The 20,666-nt window shown below is 72.0% G+C and carries 25 protein-coding genes; 8 read left to right on the plus strand and 17 right to left on the minus strand.

Annotated elements, in window-relative coordinates; genetic code table 11:
• Positions 1–2: 2 nt before the first annotated feature.
• Positions 3–284 carry a hypothetical protein gene (locus ACZ7HT_RS28835; protein WP_471171267.1) on the plus strand — a complete coding sequence of 94 codons (282 nt, stop codon included), beginning with the start codon at positions 3–5 and terminating at the stop codon, positions 282–284.
• A gap of 151 nt (positions 285–435) precedes the next feature.
• Here the strand turns inward: ACZ7HT_RS28835 and ACZ7HT_RS28840 are convergent, their stop codons facing one another.
• Positions 436–648 (minus strand): hypothetical protein, encoded by a 213-nt coding sequence (locus ACZ7HT_RS28840; protein WP_471171269.1) that lies wholly within the window; start codon positions 646–648, stop codon positions 436–438.
• A gap of 370 nt (positions 649–1,018) precedes the next feature.
• On the opposite strand from ACZ7HT_RS28840, the gene ACZ7HT_RS28845 reads away from it, so the two are divergent.
• Complete coding sequence (locus ACZ7HT_RS28845; protein WP_471171271.1) at positions 1,019–1,453, plus strand: DUF6892 domain-containing protein; 435 nt, start codon at positions 1,019–1,021, stop codon at positions 1,451–1,453.
• Between the two features lie 281 nt (positions 1,454–1,734).
• Here the strand turns inward: ACZ7HT_RS28845 and ACZ7HT_RS28850 are convergent, their stop codons facing one another.
• Positions 1,735–2,673 (minus strand): helix-turn-helix transcriptional regulator, encoded by a 939-nt coding sequence (locus tag ACZ7HT_RS28850; RefSeq protein ID WP_471171272.1) that lies wholly within the window; start codon positions 2,671–2,673, stop codon positions 1,735–1,737.
• A gap of 80 nt (positions 2,674–2,753) precedes the next feature.
• Between ACZ7HT_RS28850 and ACZ7HT_RS28855 the strand changes: the two genes are divergently transcribed.
• Positions 2,754–3,368, plus strand: coding sequence for a TIGR03086 family metal-binding protein (locus ACZ7HT_RS28855; RefSeq protein WP_471171273.1), 615 nt, complete (start codon positions 2,754–2,756; stop codon positions 3,366–3,368).
• Positions 3,369–3,756: 388 nt separating this feature from the next.
• Here the strand turns inward: ACZ7HT_RS28855 and ACZ7HT_RS28860 are convergent, their stop codons facing one another.
• The 3 genes from ACZ7HT_RS28860 to ACZ7HT_RS28870 all read right to left on the minus strand — a co-directional run bounded on the left by ACZ7HT_RS28860 (position 3,757) and on the right by ACZ7HT_RS28870 (position 5,709).
• On the minus strand, positions 3,757–4,473 hold the full coding sequence (locus ACZ7HT_RS28860; RefSeq protein WP_471171274.1) for a flavodoxin family protein: 717 nt from the start codon (positions 4,471–4,473) through the stop codon (positions 3,757–3,759).
• A gap of 119 nt (positions 4,474–4,592) precedes the next feature.
• Positions 4,593–4,856, minus strand: coding sequence for a DUF6296 family protein (locus ACZ7HT_RS28865; RefSeq protein ID WP_471171276.1), 264 nt, complete (start codon positions 4,854–4,856; stop codon positions 4,593–4,595).
• Positions 4,857–4,866: 10 nt separating this feature from the next.
• Entirely contained in the window at positions 4,867–5,709 is an 843-nt protein-coding gene (locus ACZ7HT_RS28870) for an N-formylglutamate amidohydrolase (RefSeq protein WP_471171277.1), read from the minus strand.
• A gap of 168 nt (positions 5,710–5,877) precedes the next feature.
• On the opposite strand from ACZ7HT_RS28870, the gene ACZ7HT_RS28875 reads away from it, so the two are divergent.
• Both ACZ7HT_RS28875 and ACZ7HT_RS28880 read left to right on the plus strand, forming a co-directional pair.
• Positions 5,878–6,435 carry an HPP family protein gene (locus ACZ7HT_RS28875; RefSeq protein ID WP_471171279.1) on the plus strand — a complete coding sequence of 186 codons (558 nt, stop codon included), beginning with the start codon at positions 5,878–5,880 and terminating at the stop codon, positions 6,433–6,435.
• Positions 6,436–6,687: 252 nt separating this feature from the next.
• On the plus strand, positions 6,688–8,181 hold the full coding sequence (locus tag ACZ7HT_RS28880; protein WP_471171280.1) for a SulP family inorganic anion transporter: 1,494 nt from the start codon (positions 6,688–6,690) through the stop codon (positions 8,179–8,181).
• A 10-nt stretch (positions 8,182–8,191) separates the two neighbouring features.
• On the opposite strand, the gene ACZ7HT_RS28885 is transcribed toward ACZ7HT_RS28880, so the two are convergent.
• Positions 8,192–8,620, minus strand: coding sequence for an ATP-binding protein (locus ACZ7HT_RS28885; protein ID WP_471171282.1), 429 nt, complete (start codon positions 8,618–8,620; stop codon positions 8,192–8,194).
• A gap of 180 nt (positions 8,621–8,800) precedes the next feature.
• Here ACZ7HT_RS28885 and ACZ7HT_RS28890 point away from each other — a divergent pair, with 180 nt between their 5' ends.
• On the plus strand, positions 8,801–9,718 hold the full coding sequence (locus ACZ7HT_RS28890) for a SigB/SigF/SigG family RNA polymerase sigma factor (protein ID WP_471171284.1): 918 nt from the start codon (positions 8,801–8,803) through the stop codon (positions 9,716–9,718).
• A gap of 36 nt (positions 9,719–9,754) precedes the next feature.
• Here the strand turns inward: ACZ7HT_RS28890 and ehuA are convergent, their stop codons facing one another.
• The 9 genes from ehuA to ACZ7HT_RS28935 all read right to left on the minus strand — a co-directional run bounded on the left by ehuA (position 9,755) and on the right by ACZ7HT_RS28935 (position 17,130).
• On the minus strand, positions 9,755–10,552 hold the full coding sequence (ehuA, locus tag ACZ7HT_RS28895; protein ID WP_471171286.1) for an ectoine/hydroxyectoine ABC transporter ATP-binding protein EhuA: 798 nt from the start codon (positions 10,550–10,552) through the stop codon (positions 9,755–9,757).
• The gene (gene ehuD / locus ACZ7HT_RS28900; RefSeq protein WP_471171343.1) at positions 10,542–11,177 is read right to left on the minus strand and encodes an ectoine/hydroxyectoine ABC transporter permease subunit EhuD; all 636 of its coding nucleotides are present in this window, start codon (positions 11,175–11,177) and stop codon (positions 10,542–10,544) included. The genes ehuA and ehuD overlap by 11 nt, the downstream gene beginning before the upstream one ends.
• On the minus strand, positions 11,177–11,851 hold the full coding sequence (gene ehuC / locus ACZ7HT_RS28905; RefSeq protein WP_471171287.1) for an ectoine/hydroxyectoine ABC transporter permease subunit EhuC: 675 nt from the start codon (positions 11,849–11,851) through the stop codon (positions 11,177–11,179). Before ehuC ends, ehuD begins: the two co-directional genes overlap by 1 nt.
• Positions 11,852–11,863: 12 nt before the next feature.
• A complete protein-coding gene (gene ehuB / locus ACZ7HT_RS28910) occupies positions 11,864–12,754 on the minus strand; it encodes an ectoine/hydroxyectoine ABC transporter substrate-binding protein EhuB (protein ID WP_471171288.1) in 891 nt (296 codons plus the stop codon).
• Positions 12,751–13,647: an ectoine hydroxylase gene (thpD, locus tag ACZ7HT_RS28915; protein ID WP_471171289.1), complete on the minus strand. Its 897-nt coding sequence runs from the start codon at positions 13,645–13,647 to the stop codon at positions 12,751–12,753. The genes ehuB and thpD overlap by 4 nt, the downstream gene beginning before the upstream one ends.
• 34 nt (positions 13,648–13,681) lie before the next feature.
• The gene (locus ACZ7HT_RS28920; RefSeq protein ID WP_471171290.1) at positions 13,682–14,092 is read right to left on the minus strand and encodes an ectoine synthase; all 411 of its coding nucleotides are present in this window, start codon (positions 14,090–14,092) and stop codon (positions 13,682–13,684) included.
• 28 nt (positions 14,093–14,120) lie between these two features.
• On the minus strand, positions 14,121–15,401 hold the full coding sequence (gene ectB, locus ACZ7HT_RS28925) for a diaminobutyrate--2-oxoglutarate transaminase (protein WP_471171344.1): 1,281 nt from the start codon (positions 15,399–15,401) through the stop codon (positions 14,121–14,123).
• Between the two features lie 53 nt (positions 15,402–15,454).
• The gene (gene ectA / locus ACZ7HT_RS28930; RefSeq protein WP_471171292.1) at positions 15,455–15,985 is read right to left on the minus strand and encodes a diaminobutyrate acetyltransferase; all 531 of its coding nucleotides are present in this window, start codon (positions 15,983–15,985) and stop codon (positions 15,455–15,457) included.
• A 341-nt stretch (positions 15,986–16,326) separates the two neighbouring features.
• On the minus strand, positions 16,327–17,130 hold the full coding sequence (locus tag ACZ7HT_RS28935) for an endonuclease I family protein (RefSeq protein ID WP_471171293.1): 804 nt from the start codon (positions 17,128–17,130) through the stop codon (positions 16,327–16,329).
• A gap of 225 nt (positions 17,131–17,355) precedes the next feature.
• Between ACZ7HT_RS28935 and ACZ7HT_RS28940 the strand changes: the two genes are divergently transcribed.
• Positions 17,356–18,215, plus strand: a protein-coding gene (locus ACZ7HT_RS28940) for an IS5 family transposase (RefSeq protein WP_471171295.1) whose coding sequence is annotated in 2 segments (ribosomal slippage) — positions 17,356–17,698 and positions 17,698–18,215 — 861 coding nt in all. Because the reading frame shifts where the segments join, the coding sequence is not laid out codon by codon here.
• Positions 18,216–18,222: 7 nt separating this feature from the next.
• Here ACZ7HT_RS28940 and ACZ7HT_RS28945 read toward each other — a convergent pair.
• Together ACZ7HT_RS28945 and ACZ7HT_RS28950 are read right to left on the minus strand one after the other, a co-directional pair.
• Entirely contained in the window at positions 18,223–18,624 is a 402-nt protein-coding gene (locus ACZ7HT_RS28945) for a hypothetical protein (RefSeq protein WP_471171296.1), read from the minus strand.
• 210 nt (positions 18,625–18,834) lie between these two features.
• Entirely contained in the window at positions 18,835–19,299 is a 465-nt protein-coding gene (locus ACZ7HT_RS28950) for an Lrp/AsnC family transcriptional regulator (protein WP_471171297.1), read from the minus strand.
• Between the two features lie 118 nt (positions 19,300–19,417).
• Here ACZ7HT_RS28950 and ACZ7HT_RS28955 point away from each other — a divergent pair, with 118 nt between their 5' ends.
• Complete coding sequence (locus ACZ7HT_RS28955) at positions 19,418–20,539, plus strand: asparaginase (protein ID WP_471171299.1); 1,122 nt, start codon at positions 19,418–19,420, stop codon at positions 20,537–20,539.
• Positions 20,540–20,666: the final 127 nt, after the last annotated feature.

The raw sequence follows: 20,666 nt of genomic DNA on the forward strand, positions 1-20,666 counted from the left end.
CCTTGCGGATCGTAGCTGTCCGCAAGGGCTCCTACCCCGAAGGACACCCGCTGCCCCGACATCGAGCGGTGGACGTCACCGCTGGCCGTCTGCACGGGGTGCGGGCCGGTCGACGCCCGGCGGACGTGGAGGAAGGGCAACGCCGCCGGGAAGTACGACCGCGGTACGTGTACTGCTGCCCGCGCTGCGGCGTCGAGGTGAAGCCCCCGGCCGCCGCCGCCAACATCATCGACTCGTCGATCGAGGCCCCCCGGATCGGCGACCGCGCCCGGCCCGGACCGTGACCATCCGGGAGACCACCGGTGTCGTCGTGCCGCCGCCGTTCATCGCCGAGCTGCGCGGCTGCGGCAGCAAGCACCATCCCGTCGCCGAACCCCTCGCCCGGTGTGCGCCTCCGGGAATCACACGGCCCGGTCCAGCCCGGGACGACTTCGATCAGGGGAGGGTGACATTGTTGAAGGCGTTGTGCGTGGGCAGGGTGTCGGCCGTGTTGTCCTGCTGGTCACCGTTTCCAAAGCTCTGGGACAGGAGTCCGAGCCCAGGAAGGTTGTTACCGACGCTGTCGGCCGACGCCACCCCGGCCGAGGCGAGGACGGCGGTGGCGGCGACAGTGGCCGAGGCAAGGACGCGGCGGCTGAAGATCGTCATACCGTGCTTAACGAAGCCGGCCGCGACAGGGCACGGGACTCATGCCGCCCGCCGCTGTCGCCGGCGCTGCTCCGGGACCGCCGGCACGAGTTCGTCGACGGCCGCGAAGGACGTCGCCGTAGTGACGGGACGGTCGTCGGCGACTCGGGATGTACCTCGGGGCCGACGGGCCGTGCCGAGACGGCCGTCACCGTGGCCAGGCCCTCACGGACTTTCGGGCCGGTCTGGGCGAGGGCAGCGGCCAGGACGTCGTCGGCCGCCGCGACGCTCCAGCCGGGACCGGCCGTGGCGTCCGCGAGCTCGCACGCCGCCGCCCGGCCGGGGACGGGGCGCCGGAACCCTTGTCGTACCTCCGTGGTACTCATGCCCCATGAGCCAGTTCCGCGACTTCAACCTCAAGCTGCTCGTCATCGAGGAGCTCATGTACGGCCCCGAGCCGCTCCTCCCGGTCTACGACCTGCCCGCGCAGCTGGCCGAACGGGGCATCGGCGACCCCGCGTCCTACGTCCTGGAGAACGGCCTCCACACGGAGGTGCTGCCGGAGGCCCGGGACCATTTCGAGGCCCTGGAGATCCCGGCCGAACTGCTTGCCCGCGTCGAGGAGCTGTGCTTCGACGCCGGGGCGGACGTCTTCCGGCACTGCGCCCCCGCCTGGGACGGCGAGGACGACCTCTTCGACGTCCGCTCGCTCGACGACCTCGACTTGCTGCCCAACCTGCGGGAGGTCACCTTCGTCGAGGACGGTGTCCTGGCCGTGCCCGACGCGGAGGAGGCCTTCGCCGCACGCGGCATCGACACCGACTGATCCCCCACGCCCGTTCGTCGTCCGCTCTCCCCGGCCGGGGAAGGCCGCACACCTCCGTCACACGGACGCCTCCAGCGACGACGGGTGCTGCGGCAGCTCTGCCGCGGGCACCACCGTCAGCCCCGACACCGCACGCCTCAGCCACTGGCCTCGGCCATGTTGCGGAGTTTCGCCTGGTCGGCCCGGGCCCGGTCGAGCGCCTGCTGCGCTGCCGGGACATTGTCCCCGGCGTGCGCATGCCGGTTCTGCGCTTTGAGATAGGCGATGTTCTTCTTCGTTGCTCAGAAGGAGCCTGGCGGTCCGTACACACCGGCAAGTTCAACCGCCAGACGTGCGAGCCGTTCCCTTGCCTCCGGCGGATCCAGCACTGTGATGCGTGCCCCCAGCCCGGCCAGCTGTGTCGCGATGACCTCCGGCGTCGGCCCGTCGACCCGTATCTCTATCCATCCGTCGGGGAACGTCAGACCGACGTGCAGGCGCCCGTCGAACAGTCGCTCCAGGATCGCCATGGTGCCCGGCTCGGCCCGGGCCCTAACCGTCGCGGCATACAGCCGCTCCTCCAAGCGCGCGGCGAACGAATGCCAGACCGTGGGAAGGTCGAAGCCGGGTGGCCGCACGACGGGCTCGCCGGTTGCCTCGACCGAGGCGACCCGGCTGAGCCGGAAGGTCCGCAAACCCTGTTCCGTCTCGGCGACGAGGTAGTCGTGACCCGCCTTGGCCACGAGCCCGAGTGGATGCACGGTTCGCACGCCGACGGGCTTGCCGGGTCCGGCGTACCCGAGCCGCACCTGGATCCCGTCCACCACAGCCCGCCGGAGCGCGTCGAGGTGCGGTCCGGCGGCCGTGACGTCGGCACGCGACCAGGTCGTGCCGTCGGTCAGGCCGGCCCGCGACGCGGCCTCGGCGCCCGCACGCAGAGGTGCGGGCAGCGCACGCACCAACTTGCGCAATGCTGTGCGGAGTTCGGGCGTGGATGACGAAGGGCCTGCGAGCAGGAACAGCGCCCGGATCTCCTCGGCGGTCAGCCCGGTGAGGTCCGTACGGGCGCCGCCGACCAGCGACCAGCCGCCTCCGCGGCCACGCTGCGAGTAGACGGGGATGCCTGCGGTGGACAGGGCCTCCAGGTCGCGGCGTGCGGTCCGCGGCGACACTTCGAGTTCGGCGGCGACCTCGGCCACGGTCACACGGGTACGCGTTTGGAGGAACAGCAGGGTCGCCACCAGACGATCGGCTCTCATACCGACCATTCTCTTCCCTAAAGTGGCCAGGAGATGACCTGTTCAGCTTCCAGGATGGGGCCATGACGTACACCGAGAACACCCCACGCTCTACTGCCACCTCTGACCCCACCGACGACCCTCGCCAGGGCCTGCTGAAGGCAGTCGCGCTGGCCGGACACACCGTCGCCGCAGTCCGGCCCGAACAGTTCGACGGGCCCACGCCCTGCACCGAATTCACCGTCCGGCGGCTGGCCGGGCACCTCGTCGCCGTCCTGCGCCGGATCGCCCTCGCCGGACGCGGCGGCGACGTGACGAGTCTCCCCACGGTCGCCGACGACCTCGCGGACACCGAATGGCAAGAGGCGTGGGACGCCGCGGTGTGTGAGGTCGAGGCGGCGTGGGCGGATCCCGCGATCCTGGGCCGGACGCTGACACTGCCGTTCGGCAGCCTCCCGGGTGCGGCCGCCGCAGCCGTCTGGACCTCGGAATTCACCGTGCACACCTGGGACATCGCCACCGCGACCGGCCAGCTCCCGGACTGGGACCCCGAACTCGTGGCGATCTCGTACGCCGCCATGAAGCGCGCGCTGCCCGCCGGGCCGCGTGACGGTGCGCCGTTCGGGGCCGCGGTGGACGTGGACGCGGACGCGCCGGCCATCGACCGCCTCGTGGCGTGGTGCGGACGCAAGCCGTAATCAGCATCCGAAAACAGGGAGGGCGGCCCCGTGGCTGGGGTCGCCCTCCCCGCACGTGCAGGCAGGACGACCCCACGACCCGGCGGCCGACGGCGACATTGCGCTCCTTCTCGCGGAGGGTGGTGTACGAGGCCACGGTGTACGCCGAAAGCTTGGCGGTGGGCCAGCAGGTGAGGAGGGCTTCCACCATCATGGGGGCCGTTGTCGGCGCATCAGAACCTGCGCTTGCCATGGCTCCGCCGTACGGTCGTCACGGACCCCGGACAGGACGGGCGCCCGCAGCGGCACGTGCGCGGGACCGGCCCCACCCCGCTGACAGGGCAGCCATGTCCCTCACGCTCGGTGTCCACTGCTTGATCCCCGGCTGTTCTACGGCGCCCGGCCCGCCCTAACGGTGCTCGGGGTTCTCGAAGTCGAACCGGCAGCCGGCGTCCCATTCGGAGCGCTGGTTTCCGTGGGCGGGGATGCCGCCGGTGTCCTTGAGCATCCTGGCCAGATGGAGCTGGTTCCAGGTCATGAAGGTGGTGTTGCGGTTCGTGAAGTCGTTGTCCGGCCCGCCGGAGCCGGGGTCGAGGTACGACGGGCCCGGGCCGGCCTCGCCGACCCAGCCCGCGTCCGCCTGCGGCGGGATGACGTATCCGAGGTGCTGGAGGCTGTAGAGGACGTTCATCGCGCAGTGCTTGGCGCCGTCCTCGTTGCCGGTGATCAGGCAGCCGCCCACACGACCGTAGTAGGCGTACTGGCCGTGCTCGTTGAGGATCGACGAGCAGGCGTACAGACGCTCGATCACCTTCTTCATGATGGAGGAGTTATCTCCCAGCCACACGGGCCCCGCCAGGGTCAGGATGTCGGCGGCCATCACCTGCGAGTAGATGACCGGCCACTCGTCCGTCTCCCACCCGTGCTCCGTCATGTCCGGCCACACACCGGTCGCGATGTCGATGTCCACCGCCCTGAGCACCTCGACCTGCACGCCCTGGCGCTCCATGATCCCGGTGCTGATGTCGATCAGCCCCTGCGTGTGGCTGCGCTCCGGGGAACGTTTCAGGGTGCAGTTGATCACCAGGGCGCGCAGGTCGGCGTACGACGTCGTCGAGTCCGGCACGGATTCCTCCTCGATACGGTCCGGGAGTCCGGATGTGACGGCACCGGAAATCTCCGAGTACAGCTCACCAGTCCTTCGCCCCGGGCGCTCGTGGAGCTGGGCCATGAGGGCCGGGGGCCTCAGGTCGTCGAGGCGGGCGGATCCTTCGGACCGGGGTCCGGGAGCGCACGGGCCAGCACCTGCCCGGAGATCTCCTGATGGCCCCCGCTCGCGAGAATGCGCACCTCGTCCCGGTCGCTGATCTCGGCCCGGATGATGCCGGTGGCGTCGACGAAGACGGGATGGCCTCCGGGCCCCTTGAGGGGCGTGCGCTCCACGACCACGACGTCCTGCGCCGATCCCGTACCGTCGGAGAACACCAGCTCGTATCGGAGTGGGCTCATTTAGCTGATTTTACGCCGATCGGACAGGCTCACCCGCCGGAGCCACCGCGTCGACCAGGGCCGCCAGGGCCCTCCCGAGGGCCTCGACACCCGGGCCCGCCGGCCCGCCCGGCTCGCGCATGTACCGGTCACGGCGGATCTCCACCATCAGGGCACTCACCCGCGGATCCCGTCCGTAGTACTCCAGCGGCACGTACGTCCCCGCGAACGGGCTGTCCGTCCCGACGCCGCCGAACCCGCCGAACGCCTCCCGCGCCGCGTCCAGCAGCGCGGGCGGCGTGTGGAAGGCGTCCGTGCCCAGACAGACCGGCGGGCGCGGGCCGTCGCCGTGCAGCTCGTACGGCAGCGACTCCGTCGGATACGAGTGGACGTCGACGATCACCACCCGCCCCGCTGCCGCCAGGCGCTCGGCCACGGCCTCCGCCATCGCCCGGGCGTACGGGACGAAGTACCGGTCGAGCAGCGGCGCCGGATCGAACCCGGCCGACCGCAGTGGCGCGCGGTGGGTGGTGCGGGTGTACACCGCGCCCATCCCGACCGACAGCATCTCCTCGCGCGCGTCCGGGAACCGCTCGGGGTCGACGACGAGCCGCGACAGCCCGTTGACGAACCGCCAGGGCGCCGCGCCCGCCGCCGCCGCGGCCACGGCGGCGATCTCCGCCGTGTGGGAGTCCGTGATGTGGTCCAGCTCGCGGGCCAGCTCCTCGTCGCCGAGCAGGATCCCGTCGCGTACGTCCGGGGGCATCTCGCGGGAGGAGTGCGGCACATGGAGGAGGACCGGGGAGCCCGGGGCCCCGGGGAGGAGACGGAAGGAGGGCGGGGTGTCGGAGGTCGTGCCGGCTGCGTCGGTCATGGAGTGATCCTGCCTCCGACCCCGCCCGCGCCGTGGCGAAACCGCTGGTTAGAGTGGTGGGAGGTCGCGCCGCCGCACCAGGCTCAGGCGTGAGACCGGGCCGACTGTCGACCACAGGGACCCGTACGACCACCCCTGCCCGTCCCAGTCCCGGAAACCGCGCATCCCATGAGCATCGACGCCGCACCGCGTCCCGACACCGTCACCTCCGCCCCACCGGCTTCCCGCCCGGGATGGATCGCCGGCCGTGCCCCGGCCCGCCCCGCGCCCGGCGCCGCCGTCCACAGCGTCAGCGCCGCGACCGCCGCCCTCCTCGGGCTCGTCGCCATCGGCGCCCTCATCCACGAGCCGGTCCTGATACCCCCGCTGGCCGCAAGTGCCGCGCTCGTCCACTGCGCCCCCGCGCTGCCGCTCGCCCAGCCCCGCAGCGTGATCGTCGGCCACCTCCTCGGCGCGGCCGCCGGATACGCCGTGGCGGCCGTCGCCGCGCACGGCAGCGCCTGGGCCGCGGCCGTCGCCGCCGGAGTCACCCTCGCGCTGACCACGCTGGCCCGCACCCCGCACTCACCGGCCTGCGCGACCGCCGTCGTCATCGTGCTCCAGGCCCCCGCGCCCGGCGGGTTCGTCCCCCTGCTGTTCGGGGCGACGGTGCTGCTCGTCCTGACCGCGTTCGCCGCCTCCCGCGTCCGCCGCGCGGCCCCGAGGTACCCCGCCTACTGGTGGTGAGGCCCGGAGCCCCGGAGCCCGGAGTCCCGGAGTCCCGGAGTCCCGGAGCCTCCGCACCCCTGCGCCCCGGCGTGGCGACCGTACGCCCTCCGGCTGAACGCGTGTGCGGGCGCCTGAGGCCCGGTGCGCCCCCGGTGATCCGCACCTCCGGGCGCCTTCCCCGGGGGTGATCGGGTCACGTTCCGGCCGGTTCCGGTCGGAAGCCGCCCGCGGACGTCGGACCGTCAGGGACGAGGGCGTATGACCCCCTGTATGGCAACTTCCTTTCCGTACCTCCGGCAGGACTTCGCCGCCTCCCTCGTCGTCTTCCTCGTCGCGCTGCCGCTCTGCATCGGCGTGGCCGTCGCCTCCGGCGTCCCCGCCGAACTCGGGCTCGTCACCGGCATCGTCGGCGGCGCCGTCACCGGCCTCATGCGGGGCAGCAGCATCCAGGTCTCCGGCCCCGCCGCCGGCCTCACCGTCCTCGTCCTCGACGCGGTCCGGACCCTCGGCCCGGCCGCGCTCGGCGTCATCGTGCTCCTCGCGGGGCTGCTCCAGGTCGCCCTGGGCCTGCTGCGCTGGGGCCGCTGGTTCCGGGCCATCTCCCTCTCCGTCGTCGAGGGCATGCTCGCCGGGATCGGCCTCGTCATCGTGGCCGGCCAGCTCTACGCGGCGGCCGGACTCAGCGCTCCCGCCTCCGGGCCGTCCCGGCTCGCCGGACTGCCCGCCGCCCTGGGGCGCGCGGTCACCGACGGCGCCACCCTCGTCCCGCTCGCCTTCGCCGCCGCCACGGTCCTCGTGATCGCCGGCTGGCGGCACCTTCCCCACAGGGTGCGGGCCGTCCCCGGCGCACTCGTCGCCGTCCTCCTCGCGGCGCTCGCGACCGCCCTGCTCGACCTGCCCGTCGCGACGGTACGGGTGAACGGAGTCGTCGACGCCGTGCGGCTGCCGGGAGCGGACGGCCTCTCCGCCCTGACCGACCTCGCCCTGCTCGGCACCGTCCTCGCCTTCGCGCTGATCGCCTCCGCCGAGTCCCTGTTCAGCGCGGCGGCCGTGGACCGGCTACACGGCGGACCGTCCACCGACTACGACAAGGAGCTGCTCGCCCAGGGCTTCGGCAACACGCTCTGCGGGCTGCTCGGCGCCCTGCCCATGACCGCCGTCATCGTCCGCAGCGCGGCCAACGTCCAGGCGGGCGCCCGGACCAAGACCTCCCGCGTGCTCCACGGGCTGTGGCTCCTGGTCTTCGCCGCCCTGCTGCCCGGCACCCTGGAGTACGTACCGCTCGCCGCGCTCGCCGGCATCCTCGTCCACGCGGGCTGGAAGCTGATCCCCTTCAGGGGCCTGATCACCCTGTGGCGCGGCCACCGCGGCGAGGCGCTCGTCCTCGTGGTGACGGCCCTGGCGATCGTCTCCGTGAACATGCTCGAAGGCGTCCTGATCGGACTCGTCGTCTCCGTCGCCAAGGCGGCCTGGGACGCCTCCCACCTCCGCGTCGACCACACCGACGAAGGCGAAGGACCGGTCCGCGTCGGCCTGTCCGGCACGGTGACCTTCCTGCGGCTGCCCACGATCCTCGACACCCTCGAATCCCTGCCGCGCGACCGCCCGGTCGTCCTGGACCTCTCCGGGCTCCACCACCTCGACCACGCCTGCCGCGCCGCCCTGGAGTCCTGGGCCGACCGCCACCGCACGCGCGGCGGCCCCGCCTCCGTACACCTCCACGGCCCGCCGGAGCGTCACCCCGCCCGCCCCGCGGACGCCTGAGGGCACGGCGTCAGCGGTCGACGGTCACCGCCGCGTGGACGGTCTTTCCGTCCGGCCGGGTGTCCACGGACACCTCGCGGCACAGCCGCAGCACGATCGGCCAGCCGAAGCCGCCGGGCCGCAGCTCCCCGTGGAGCTCGTGGCGCGGCGGCTCCCCGCTGGCGTCGGCCACGGAGACGGTCACCCGGTCGCGGCCGACGGCGATCCCGAACGAGGTGACCCCGCCCCCGTGGCGATGGGCGTTCGTGACCAGCTCGGAAGTGACGAGCAACAGGTCGTCGACCTGGGAGGGCGGCAGCGGGCCGAGAGCCGTCAGCGTGCGGCTGACCAGCCGGCGGGCCTGCGCCGGAGTGAGGAGCGGCGTCGGTCCGGCCCTTCCGGCGGCGGCCGGAGAAGCCGCGGCGGTCGTACGGGTCCGGGCTTCGCTCCGGCTGTTCATCGCGGGTCCCTCACTTCCCGATGCGTCGAAGGGTGATGGGAGACGCCTGCCCGGACATGCCGGAGTGATGCCTCCCGGACGCGCCGAGGACGCCCCGGACCGCCGAGGAGTGCGTCCGCGCGGAGCGGGTACGCGAACCGGGACCGCCGAACGGACAGAGAGCAGGAGGAGGTCGTCCCCGTGCGGACCGAGGTGGCCAAGGCGACGACGGACGTGACGAGCGGTACGAGGGGGGACCTCCCCCTTTTTCCGGCGGGGGACCTTCCCCGTCTCCGGGCGGGCGACCTCCCCCTTCTCCGGGCGCCCCGCGAGGTGCCGCCCCGGGACGCCCGCGCCCTGTCGCGGGTGTTCCTCCGTGAACTCGCGGCACGGGAGGAGGGCACGGCCGGGCACCAGTACGTCCGGAACACCCTGATCGAGATGAACATGACGCTCGTCCGGTACGCGGCGGGCCGGTTCCCCGCGCGGGCCGACGAGCGGGAGGACATCGTCCAGGTCGGCATGATCGGCCTGATCAAGGCCATCGACCGCTTCGACCTGTCCCGCGAGGTGGAGTTCACCACCTTCGCCGTGCCGTACATCGTGGGCGAGATCAAGCGGTTCTTCCGTGACACCTCCTGGGCCGTCCATGTCCCGCACCGGCTCCGGGAGGCGCGGTCGGAGCCGGCGAAGGCCACCGACGAACTGAGCGCGCGGCTCGGCCGCGCACCCCGGGTCGCGGAACTGGCGCCCGTCATGGACCTGTCCGAGGAGCAGGTGGTCGAGGCGCAGCTGGCCGCGAACGGCCACCGGTCGACCTCCCTGGACGCGGCGCTCGGCAGCGGTGACGAGGAGAACGACGACGCGGCCCTCGCCGACCTCATCGGCGAGGAGGATCCGGCGCTCGCGCTCTTCGAGGAGTTCCACACCCTCGCCCCGCTCGTGGAAGCCCTCGGCGAGCGCGACCGGCTGCTGCTGCACCTGCGCTTCGTCGAGGAGCTGACCCAGACGCAGATCGGCGAACGCCTGGGTGTGTCCCAGATGCACGTCTCGCGCCTCCTGGCCCGCAGCCTGGACCGTCTGCGGCAGGGCATGGCGGGGGCGGCGACCGGTGACTGACGGGCGGATCGCGCCCCGGGCACCCGGCCGGTGGGCTCAGCGCACCGAGCCGAGGAACGCGCGCGTGCGCGCGTGCGTGGGGGACTCCAGGAGTTCGCCCGCCGGGCCCGACTCCACGATCCGGCCCCGGTCGAACATCAGGATCCGGTCGGAGACGTCCCGGGCGAAGCCCATCTCGTGCGTCACGCACAGCAGGGTGATGTCGGTGCTGCGGGCGATGTCCCGCAGCACGTCGAGCACCTCCGCCACCAGCTCCGGATCGAGCGCGGACGTCACCTCGTCGAGGAGCAGGATCTCCGGCCGCATCGCGAGCGCGCGGGCGATGGCCACGCGCTGCTGCTGGCCGCCGGAGAGCCGGGTCGGCCGCGCCGCGGCCTTGACGCCGAGCCCGACCAGATCGAGCAGGTCCCGCGCCCTGCGACGGGCCTCCTCCCGGCCCTCGCCGAGCACGTGGAAGGGTGCCTCGACGACGTTGTCCAGGACGCTCATGTGCGGGAACAGGTTGAACTGCTGGAACACCATGCCGATCCGGCGGCGGAGAACCGCCAGATGGCGTTCGTCCGCCGGCACCAGCTTCCCGCCCGCGCCTCGCGGCATGTGCGAGTAGGGCTGCCCGTCCACGAGGATCAGCCCGTCGGTGACCCGCTCCAGCGTCATGAGCAGCCGGAGGATCGTGGTCTTCCCCGACCCGCTCGGACCGATCAGCGTCACCCGCTCCCCGCGCCCCACCTCCAGATCGAGGCCGTCGAGCACGGTGTGGTCGCCGAACCGTTTGGTGACCCGGTCGAAGCGGACCGCGGGGGCCGCCGGATCCTTCCGGTCCTCAGTGGGCAAGGCGTGCCTCCAGTCGTCGTACGAAGACGGACGTCGGCCAGCTCGCGAGCAGGAACACCGCGGCGGCCAGGGTGAAACTCTCCAGATAGGCGAAGTGCGTACTGCCGAAGGTGTTCGCCTCGTGGACCATCTCGTGCACCGTGATCACCGAGAGCAGGGGGGTCTCCTTGAACATGGACACGGCGTAGTTGCCGAGCGGCGGCAGTACGTTCCGCACGGCCTGCGGCAGCACCACCGCCCGCCACACCCGCCGGCGCGGCAGCGAGAGCGCCGTGCAGGCCTCCCACTGGCCGCGCGGTACGGCGTCGATGCCCGTCCGGTACACCTCGGAGAGGTACGTGGCGTAGTGCACGCCGAGGACCAGGACGCCGAGCACCGGCGCGTCGAGCGCCGGCACCAGGACCCAGGCCGCGAACAGCTGCACCAGGAGCGGCGTCGAGCGGACGAACGCGGCCGCCGCGCGCACCGGAAGCGCCAGCCACCCGGGGCCCGCCCGCTGGACGAGGGCGAGCGCGAGCCCGAGGACCGCGGCGACGGCGAACGCCGGCACGGTCGCCAGGACCGTGACGCCGAACCCCTCCAGTACGGCGGGCAGCGCGGCCCGGGCCGCCTCCCCGTCCCACATCACGCACCGCCTTCCTGCCCGAGCCGGGCCTTCGCCGCCCGCTCCAGGGCGTTCATGAGGAGGCCCAGGCCCACGGCCAGGGCGAAGTAGAGCCCGAGGAGCAGCAGGTACGAGGCGGCCGTCGCGCCCGTCGACGAGCGCAACTGGTCGATCTGGAAGGTGAGATCGGGGACGGTCACCAGGGACAGCAGCGGCGTCGCCTTCAGGAGCTGCACGAGCAGGTTCTTGAACGGCGCGACCATCAGGGCGTGCGCCTGCGGCAGGACGACCCGCCGCAGGCGCAGCACAGGACCCATGCCGAGCGCGATCCCCGCCTCGGTCTGCGCGCGGGGGACCGCCGCGACCGCGCCCCGCACCACCTCGGCGCCGTACGCCCCGTAGTTGAGGCCGAGCGCGAGTACGGCGCAGGCGAGCGGTTCGAGCCGGAAGCCGACCATCGGGAGCGCGAAGAACAGCCAGAACAGCTGCACGTACAGCGAGGTCCCCCGGAAGAACTCCACGACGAACCGCGCCGCACCGCGCACCGGGAGCCGCGCCGACCGGGACGAAAGCCCGAGGACGTACGCGAGGAGCAGGGCGAGCGCCGCGCCGAGCACCGTGGCCTCCGCCGTCACCAGGAGCCCCTCCGCGAGCCGGGGGAGCGCGCGCCGGAGCTCGGGCAGGAAGTCAGCCACGCCGGGTGCCCCTCAGCCGGTGCACAGGTCGGCGGTCCGCAGCGAGCGGGGCGGTACCTCGCGGGCGGTGAAGCCGTACTTCCCGACGAGTCCGACGAACCGGTCGGGGGAGCCGGTGATCTTCAGGAGCTCACGGTCGAAGGCGTCCCGCAGCCCGCCCGCCCCCGGCCGGAACACGGCCCCGCCCGCCCCGAGCTGCCGGGCGCCGCCGACCACCGGGACGAACGCCTCGCCCACCTCCACCGGCGCGTCCCGGTTCGTCCGGGCGAGCCAGCGCAGGGAGATGGCGGTCAGCGCGAAGGCGTCGATCCGGCCGGCCAGCAGGGCGTCGAGCCCGTCCTGCTGTTTGGCCAGCGTCTTCACGGCACCGTCCGGGACGCCCGCCGCCTTGGCGTAGGACGCCTCGACGGCCGCGGTCAGCACCCCGACGGTGGCGCCCTTCGTCGCGCAGGACTCCAGGTCGCTCACGCCCTTCGGGTTGCCCTCGCGGACCATGAGCGCGGTGGGGGAGACGAACTCCGGCTCCGAGAAGATCACCTTGGCGCAGCGCTCCGGAGTGATCGCCATCCCCGCGCTCACCACGTCGAACCGGCCGGCGAGCAGCCCGGGGATCAGCGCGCCGAACTCCGTGAGCGTGGGCCGCAGTTCACGTACGCCGAGCGCCCTGAAGATCTCGCGGTGGAGCGTCGGGGCCTCCCCGGCGAGCTCGCCGCCGTCCTGGAAGCCGTACGGCGCCTCACCGGCGAACCCGACCCGCACGAAGCCCTGTTCGCGCAGGTGGGCGAGGAGCTGCCCGTCGCCTTCCGGCGCGCCCGTCCCGGCCTGGGTGCGGGTGCACGCGGTCAGGGCGAGACCGCCGAGGAGCGAGGCTCCGGTGAGGAAGCCGCGGCGGCCGAGCGTCATGAGCGGTCTCCCGGGCGGGCGGCGATGAAGGAGGGACGACGGACGGGGGCGGCGAAGGGCGCCTCGGGTGCGTTCTCGACGCTGTTGAAGACGAGGAAGACATTGCTGCGCGGGTACGGGGTGATGTTGTCGCCCGAACCGTGCAGGGCGTTGCAGTCGAACCAGGTGGCCGATCCCGCCGGGCCGGTGAAGTGCCGGATGCCGCACGCGTCGGCGAAGGTGGTGAGCGCCTCCTGGGACGGGGTCCCGGCGTCCTGCATCCGCAGCGACTGCTTGTAGTTGTCCTCGGGCGTCTCGCCCGCGCAGCCCAGGAAGGTGCGGTGCGAGCCCGGCATGATCATCAGGCTTCCGTTGGTGGTGTGGTTCGGGGTGAGCGCGATCGAGACCGAGACGGTCCGCATCCGCGGCAGTCCGTCCTCGGCGTGCCAGGTCTCGAAGTCGGAGTGCCAGTAGAAGCCGCTGGAGCCGAAGCCGGGCTTGACGTTGACCCGCGACTGGTGGACGTACACGTCGGAGCCGAGGATCTGCCGGGCGCGCCCGGCGATCCGCTGGTCCTCGGCGAGCCGGGCGAAGACCGGGCTGATCCGGTGCACCTCGAACACGGAGCGGATCTCCTGCGAGCGGGGCTCGACGACGGCCCGCTCGTCCGCCCGGAGCGCGGGGTCGGCGACGAGCCGGTCCAGCTCGGCGCGGAGCTCGTCGACCTCGTCCGGGGTGACGATCTCGTCCACCGTGACGAAGCCGTCCCGGTCGTACCCTGCCAGCTCCCGGGCCCAGAAGGGTCCCGGTGTGCCGGGCTCGGACCAGACGACGGGGTCCTTGCGGCCGATGAGCTCCTCGCGGGAGCCGCGGGTGGGGTAGAGGTCGACGGGACGGGTGGGTGCGGAGGCCATGGGGTGCCTTCCTTTCGCGTACGGGGGAGCGGGCTCAGGCCTGACCGGTCTCGGGTTCGGTCAGGAGCGGGTAGACGCCGTTCTCGTCGTGGTCCTCGCGCCCGGTGACCGGCGGGTTGAAGACGCACAGGCAGCGGAAGTCCCGCTTGACCCTGAGGGTGTGGCGCTCGTGCCCGTCGAGCAGGTACATCGCTCCGGGCAGGATCGTGTACGTGCGCCCGGTCTCGTGGTCGGTGAGCTCGGCCTCGCCGGCGGTGCAGACGACCGCCTCGACGTGGTGGGCGTACCACATGGAGGTCTCGGTCCCGGCGTACAGCACGGTCTCGTGGAGGGAGAAGCCGACCCGCTCGCGGGCCAGCACGATGCGCTTGCTCTCCCAGGTCCCGGACGCGGCCCGGACGTGCCGCTCGGTGTTCTCCAGCTCGTCGAAGGTACGGACGATCACGGGGTGTCGGCCTTTCGTGCGGGGGTGGTCAGGCGGCGAGGCGGCCGGCGGTGTGGCGGACGGAGCGGGCCAGGACGCCGAGGCCCTCGTCGAGTTCGTCGTCCGTGGCGGTCAGCGGCGGCAGCAGTTTGACCACCTCGCCGCGAGGCCCGGAGGTCTCCAGGAGCAGACCGGTCTCGAAGGCCCGCCGGCACACGGCCTCGGCACGCTCCCCGTCGGCGAACTCCAGTCCCCACACGAGGCCGCGGCCGCGCACCGCCACCCCCGTCGCCCCGTCGTCGCCGCACAGGTCGAGCAGGGCGCGCTCCACGCGGTCGGCCCGGCTCAGGGTGCGCTCGCGGAGTGCGTCGTCGCGCCAGTAGGTGTCGAGGGCGGCCGTGGCGGTGACGAAGGCGGGGTTGTTGCCGCGGAAGGTGCCGTTGTGCTCGCCGGGCTCCCACAGGTCGAGCTCCGGGCGGAAGAGGCAGAGGGCCATGGGCAGGCCGTAGCCGCTGATGGACTTGGACAGGGTGACGATGTCGGGCGTGATGCCCGCCTCCTCGAAGGAGAAGAAGTCGCCGGTGCGTCCGCAGCCCATCTGGACGTCGTCCACGATGAGGAGCATCTCGTGCCGGCGGCAGAGTTCGGCGAGTGCGCGCAGCCACTCGGCCCGGGCGACGTTCACGCCGCCCTCTCCCTGGACGGTCTCGACGATGACGGCGGCCGGGTGGTCGAGGCCGGAGCCGGGGTCGTCGAGGAGCCGCTCGAACCAGAGGAAGTCCGGTGTGCTGCCGCCGAGGTACCGGTCGAAGGGCATCCGGGTGGCATGGGGCAGGGGCACGCCCGCGCCGGCGCGCTTGGCGGCGTTGCCGGTGACGGCGAGCGAGCCGAGCGACATCCCGTGGAAGGCGTTGGTGAAGGAGACGACCGTCTTCCGTCCGGTGGCCTTGCGGGCGAGCTTGAGGGCGGCCTCCACCGCGTTGGTGCCGGTGGGTCCGGGGAACATCACCTTGTACGGCAGGGCGCGGGGCTCCAGGACGGTGGCGCGGAAGGTCTCCAGGAAGGAGCGTTTGGCGGTCGTCGACATGTCGAGGCCGTGGGTGATGCCGTCGTCGGCGAGGTAGTCGAGGAGGGCGCGCTTGAGCACCGGGTTGTTGTGGCCGTAGTTGAGCGAGCCCGCCCCGGCGAAGAAGTCGAGGTACGGACGGCCGTCCTCGTCGTACAGCCGGCTCCCGCTGGCGCGTTCGAAGACGACGGGCCAGGCGCGGCAGTAGCTGCGGACCTCCGATTCGACGGTCTCGAAGACGGAGGGGGCGGCGATGTCGGTCAGGGTCACGAAGTCTCTTCTCCAGGGTGTGGTGCGGGGGAGTGGGGCGACTCGGCTCAGGACGCCGGGGGTGCGAGAGGGCCGATGCGGTAGAGCACCTCGGCGTTGTGTCCCGCCACGGGGAAGGAGGCGGACGGGAAGAGGACCTCGCGGGTGAGGTCCGCGCCGTGCCGGCGGGCGAAGGACCGGAACAGCCGGTCGGAGGCCAGGTTCCCCGGTGTGACGGTCGCCTCCACCCGGTCGAGTCCGTGCCCGTCCGCCACGCGGGCGGCCAGAGCGTCGAGCAGGGTCCCGGCTACCCCGGTTCCGCGGTGCGAACCCTCCACGGCGACCTGCCAGACGAAGAGCGTCCCCGGCGCGTCGGGCCGCAGGTATCCGGTGACGAAGCCGACCGGTCGTCCGGTGGCGTCACGGGCGACGGCGGTCGTGTCGGCGAAGTCGCGGCACCACAGCAGGTAGCTGTAGGGCGAGTTGAGGTCGAGTTCTCCCGAGCCGCGCGCGATCCGCCAGAGCTCGGCGCCGTCCGCGATCTCGGCCGGGCCGACGGAGACGCCGCCGACCGGGGATGTCAGGGGGGCAGTGGTCATGGGCGCCGAAGCTACCGAGCGGACGGCGGAACTTCCTGGGGCGGCGGTCTTGTTCGGATGGCCGGTGGCGTGATAGATGCGTCGACGGTCTCCGTGGTGGGAATCCACTCCCTGACGCACGGCAATTTCGATCAAAAGTGGGCAGAGTCACCGTTTATAACGGATGAATAACGCCTCCGGCTTGTCGGATGCGATCTCTTAAGAGCGTGAGAAGATCCGGGTTTTCGCGTTTGAAGGGGCGGGAAGCGGGGAGGGGGGGGGGGGGGGGGGGGGGCGCCGCCCCCCCCCCCCCCCCCCCCCCCCCCCCCCCCCGGCTCCGTGTCCCTTCCGCGGCGCGGGGGCTACCAGATCGCCTCGATCCACTCCGGGTGGTCGATGAACGGGTTCCGGTTGTGCTGGTAGGTGTTGTAGATGACGTCGTTGCGGCGCTCCTCGAAGGCGCTCGGCGGATCCTGCTCGTTCCACTGCTTCAGGACCGAGAGGCGGCCGTGGAAGGGCACGCTGCCGTTCGTGGACGACTCGTTGGGCTCCAGGTTCGGGAAGCCGTCGTCGCCCTCGTAACGGACGGCCATGTAGAGGATCATGCGGGCCACGTCGCCCTTGTCGGCGTCGCGCGGCTCGAAGGAGTCGCTGTCCGTGTAGCTGCCGGGCGCGCCGCTGACCGCGCTGCCGCCGTTGTCCCAGTCCTTGTTGCCCCGGGTGCTGTTGACCTGCACGTCGCAGGCGCGCAGGTGGTGGAGGTCGGTGCCGGGGCCGGCCGTGGTGCCGAAGTTGCCGTGGGACTGGGCCCAGGTGTGCTCGCGGTTCCAGTCGCCCACGGTGCCCCCGTTGAGGGACTTGCTGCGCGAGACGCCGCTGTAGAGCAGGATCACGTTGTTGGTGTTGTTCGGGTCCTGGTCGGTCGCCTTCAGCGCGTTCCAGACCGCGTCGTACGAGATCTTGCTCTGACTGCTGATGATGGTGTGCAGCGAGGACTTGAGGCTCGTGCCGGTCTTGCCGATCGCGTCCTTGTAGTACGTGCTGTCGTACGCGGTGGTCGTGGCGCTCGCGGGAGTCGCGGTGACCGCGGGGAGCGTGATGCCGACGAGGGTGGCGGCGACGGCCGCAGCCCACGCCTTCCATCCACCGATCCGAACAACGGACATGGGGGGCCCTTTCCCGGGGACGGCACGCGCGGGACGGCGGGCGTGGCTCAACGCCGCCGTTGTCTACGCGTGTTGACTGGGTGTCATCGGGAGAGTGGCACACGTCAGGTACCTGTCATGTAACGGGAAGGAGGCTGTTCCGTGACGTTCTCGCATCCGGCACAACCGAAACCGGCCCAGGGGGCTAGGGCGTGTCTCTTTGGTCGATTGGTCAGTTGATCGGACATGTCTGTCCGGTTGGTGATCACTGATGCGATGTGGGACCGGATCGAGCCGCTGATGCCGGCCGATCCGGTCCGTGGGCGGCGGTGGGCCGACCACCGCCGAACCCTTGAAGCCATCGCGTGGAAGTACCGCACCTGCTCACCCTGGCGTGACCTGCCGGACGAGCTCGGCTCGTTCCAGACCGCTCACAAACGGCTGCTCAGATGGGCTGCGGACGGCACCTGGAAACGCATCCTTGCCGCGCTCCTGGCAGCGGCCGACGCCGTTGACAACATCGGCTGGACCGTGTCGGTGGACTCCACCGTCTGCCGAGCCCACCAGCACGCTGCCGGAGCCAGGAAAAAGGGGCTCCAGACCAGGCCGAACCCGAGGACCACGCGCTGGGACGCTCCCGAGGCGGACTGAGCACGAAAGTCCACCTGGCCAGCGACAGCCATGCGCGGCCGCTGGCCGTCCGCGTCACCGCGGGTCAGGCAGGTGACGCGCCGGCCTTTGAGGCCGTCATGGCCGACATTCGCGTTCCGCGACGTGGGCCTGGAAGACCGAGGAGCCGACCGGATGCCGTCCTGGCCGACCGCGCGTATTCATCCCGCGCGATCAGGAACCACCTTCGCCGACGCGGAATACGTGCCGTCATCCCTCAGCCCGCCGACCAGGTCGGTCACCGCCTTCGTCGCGGCAGGGCCGGCGGCCGACCGCCCGCTTTCGACGCCGAGACGTACAAGCAGCGCAACGCGGTCGAGCGATGCATCAACCGCCTCAAGCAATGGCGCGGCCTGGCCATGCGAACCGACAAGCTCGCGATCGCCTACGAGGGCGCACTCCACCTCGCAGCCATCTTGATCTGGACGCGAGCATAGGTGCGGGTCAGCGGGAGGTGTGCGCTGCCTGGAGCGTCTCCCATTCCAGGGCGGGGAACTCGTAGCCCCAGCGCTTCAGGTACCCGTCTGTCCCGTGTTCGGAGAGAAGCTCCTCAGTCATGGCCATGAAAGCGCCGACAAATGCCTCTGTTGGTAGCCGACCGGCCCAGACCAGTTTCGCGTCCGACCACCAGGACGACGGCTCGTTCAAGTCCGCGAACTCCACGATCTGAACGAAGACCTCCTTCTCTGTCTGGTTGAAGAAGACTCTCGTCCCGCTTGGCTCGTCGAAGAACGTCACGAAGGTCGCACTGCACCCACGGAGTAGATCCCGGACACCGTTCATGAACGCGGCCAGGACCTCGGGTCCTACATAGGAGGCGTGCACCTTCTGTTCCGCAGCGTTCACTGACCATGACCAGGTGGCCCACCCAGACCCGCCGAGCTTCCATTGCATGCTCTGGCCGTGCGCCAAAGAAACGTCGAATGGACTGTGAACCATGCCTTCCCCCTGCGCCAGGCGGTGCTGGCCCTAGAAATCGCCGAGCCAACCAGGCCTCGATTACGAGCATGACGATGCCACAGGCGGATCTGAGAGACAGGCTCTAGGCCCGGAGGCTCAGACGCCCCGGACGTCCACCGGCATCCCCTTCGGTTCCTTGATCCGCTTCATGATGATCTGCGAGTTCACCTCGGTGACCCCGGTCAGCGTCGTCAGCCGCTCGATCCACAGCCGCTCGTACGCCGCGAGGTCCGCCACCGCGATCCGCAGCAGACAGCCGGGGCTCCCGAACAGCCGGTACGCCTCGATCACGTCCGGCACGTCCTGGAGTGCCTCCTCGAAGGCCTCCACCGTCTCCCGGTCCCGCTTCACCTCCACCGAGACGAGCACCTCGAAGCCCCGCCCCACCGCCTCCGGATCGATGATCGCCCGGTAGCCCTGGATCACCCCGTCCTGCTCCAGCTGGCGCACCCGGCGCAGACAGGGGGAGGCGCTGAGCCCGACCCGCTGGGCCAGCTCCTGGTTGCTCAGCCGGCCGTCGTTCTGGAGCTCACGCAAGATGTGGAGATCAATCCGGTCCATGGCGCAATTATCCACCACGCTGAAACAGAGAGGGGGCTGATTTCGCAATCGCCTTGCGCGCTTCCTGTCCTATCGTTGCGATCGCAGGAGAAATGGGTACGGAGTGAGGACGGCAGGCATGAAGCGGACGAACGACGGAGGGGCGCGCCGGATCGTCGTCATCAGCACCGGCGGCACGATCGCCAGCCGCTGGCAGGGCACCGGCTACGCGGCCGACGCCTCCGGCGACGACGTGCTGGCGACCGCCCCCCTGCCCGAGGGCGTCACCGTCGAGGTCGTCGACCTGTTCAACGTGAACAGCTCCCGCATGACCTCGGCCCACCAGCTCGCGCTGCTGCGCACCGTCCACGAGACCTTGGCCGACCCCGGCGTCGACGGCATCGTCGTCACCCACGGCACCGACACCCTGGAGGAGACGGCCTTCCTCCTGGACCTCCACCACGCGGACGCGCGCCCGGTCGTCCTCACCGGCGCCCAGCGCCCCTTCGGCACCGGCGACGGCGACGGCCCCGGCAACCTCTACGACGCCCTCCAGGTCGCCGCCTCCGTCCGCGACCTCGGCGTCCTCATCGTCTTCGACGGACGCGTCCACGCGGCACGCGGCACCGTGAAGACCCAGACCCTCGCCGCCGACGCCTTCTCCGACCCCTCCGCCGAGCGCCTCGGCCGCGTCGGGTTCTCCCGCGTCGACATCGAGCGGCAGCCGGAGCGCCCCGCCCCGCTGCCCCTGCCGACCGCCGCGCGGACCGCGGCGCCCGGCGCCACCGGCCCCGGCGCCACCCCGCTGCCCCGCGTCGACATCGTCACGCACCACTCCGACGGCGACCCGTTCCTGCTGAACGCGGCCGTCGCCGCCGGCGCCCGGGGCATCGTCCTCGTCGCCACCGGCGCCGGCAACGCCACCCCCGAGATCGCCGACGCCGTGGCCGACGCGGTCGCCCAGGGCGTCCTCGTCGCCGTGACCACCCGCGTCCCCGCCGGGCCGCTGGCCGAGATATACACCGGCGGCGGCGCGGTCGACCTCGTCGCCTCGGGCGCCCTGCTCACCGGCACCCTCCGGGCCGGCCAGGCCCGCATCGCCCTGCTCTCCACGCTCCTCGCCGAAGGCGCTGCCGCCGTGGGCGACCCCGCCCGCAGCACCGCCCTCCTGCGCCGCCTCCTCGAAGGACCGGTCCGCGACGAGCCCGCCCTCGCCACCGGCCACTCCCGCTCGGCCTCGGCGGTCGCCGCCCGCGTCTAAGGCCTGTCCGGCGGCTCCGGCTCCACCGGACCGCCCCGCCTGGCGGTTCAGGCCCGAGAGCTCCACCGGACCGCCCCGCCCGGCGGTTCAGGCCCGAGAGCCCCGCAGGCCTGCCCCGCCCGGCGGC

It is taken from the genome of Streptomyces sp. NPDC037410, assembly GCF_055602235.1.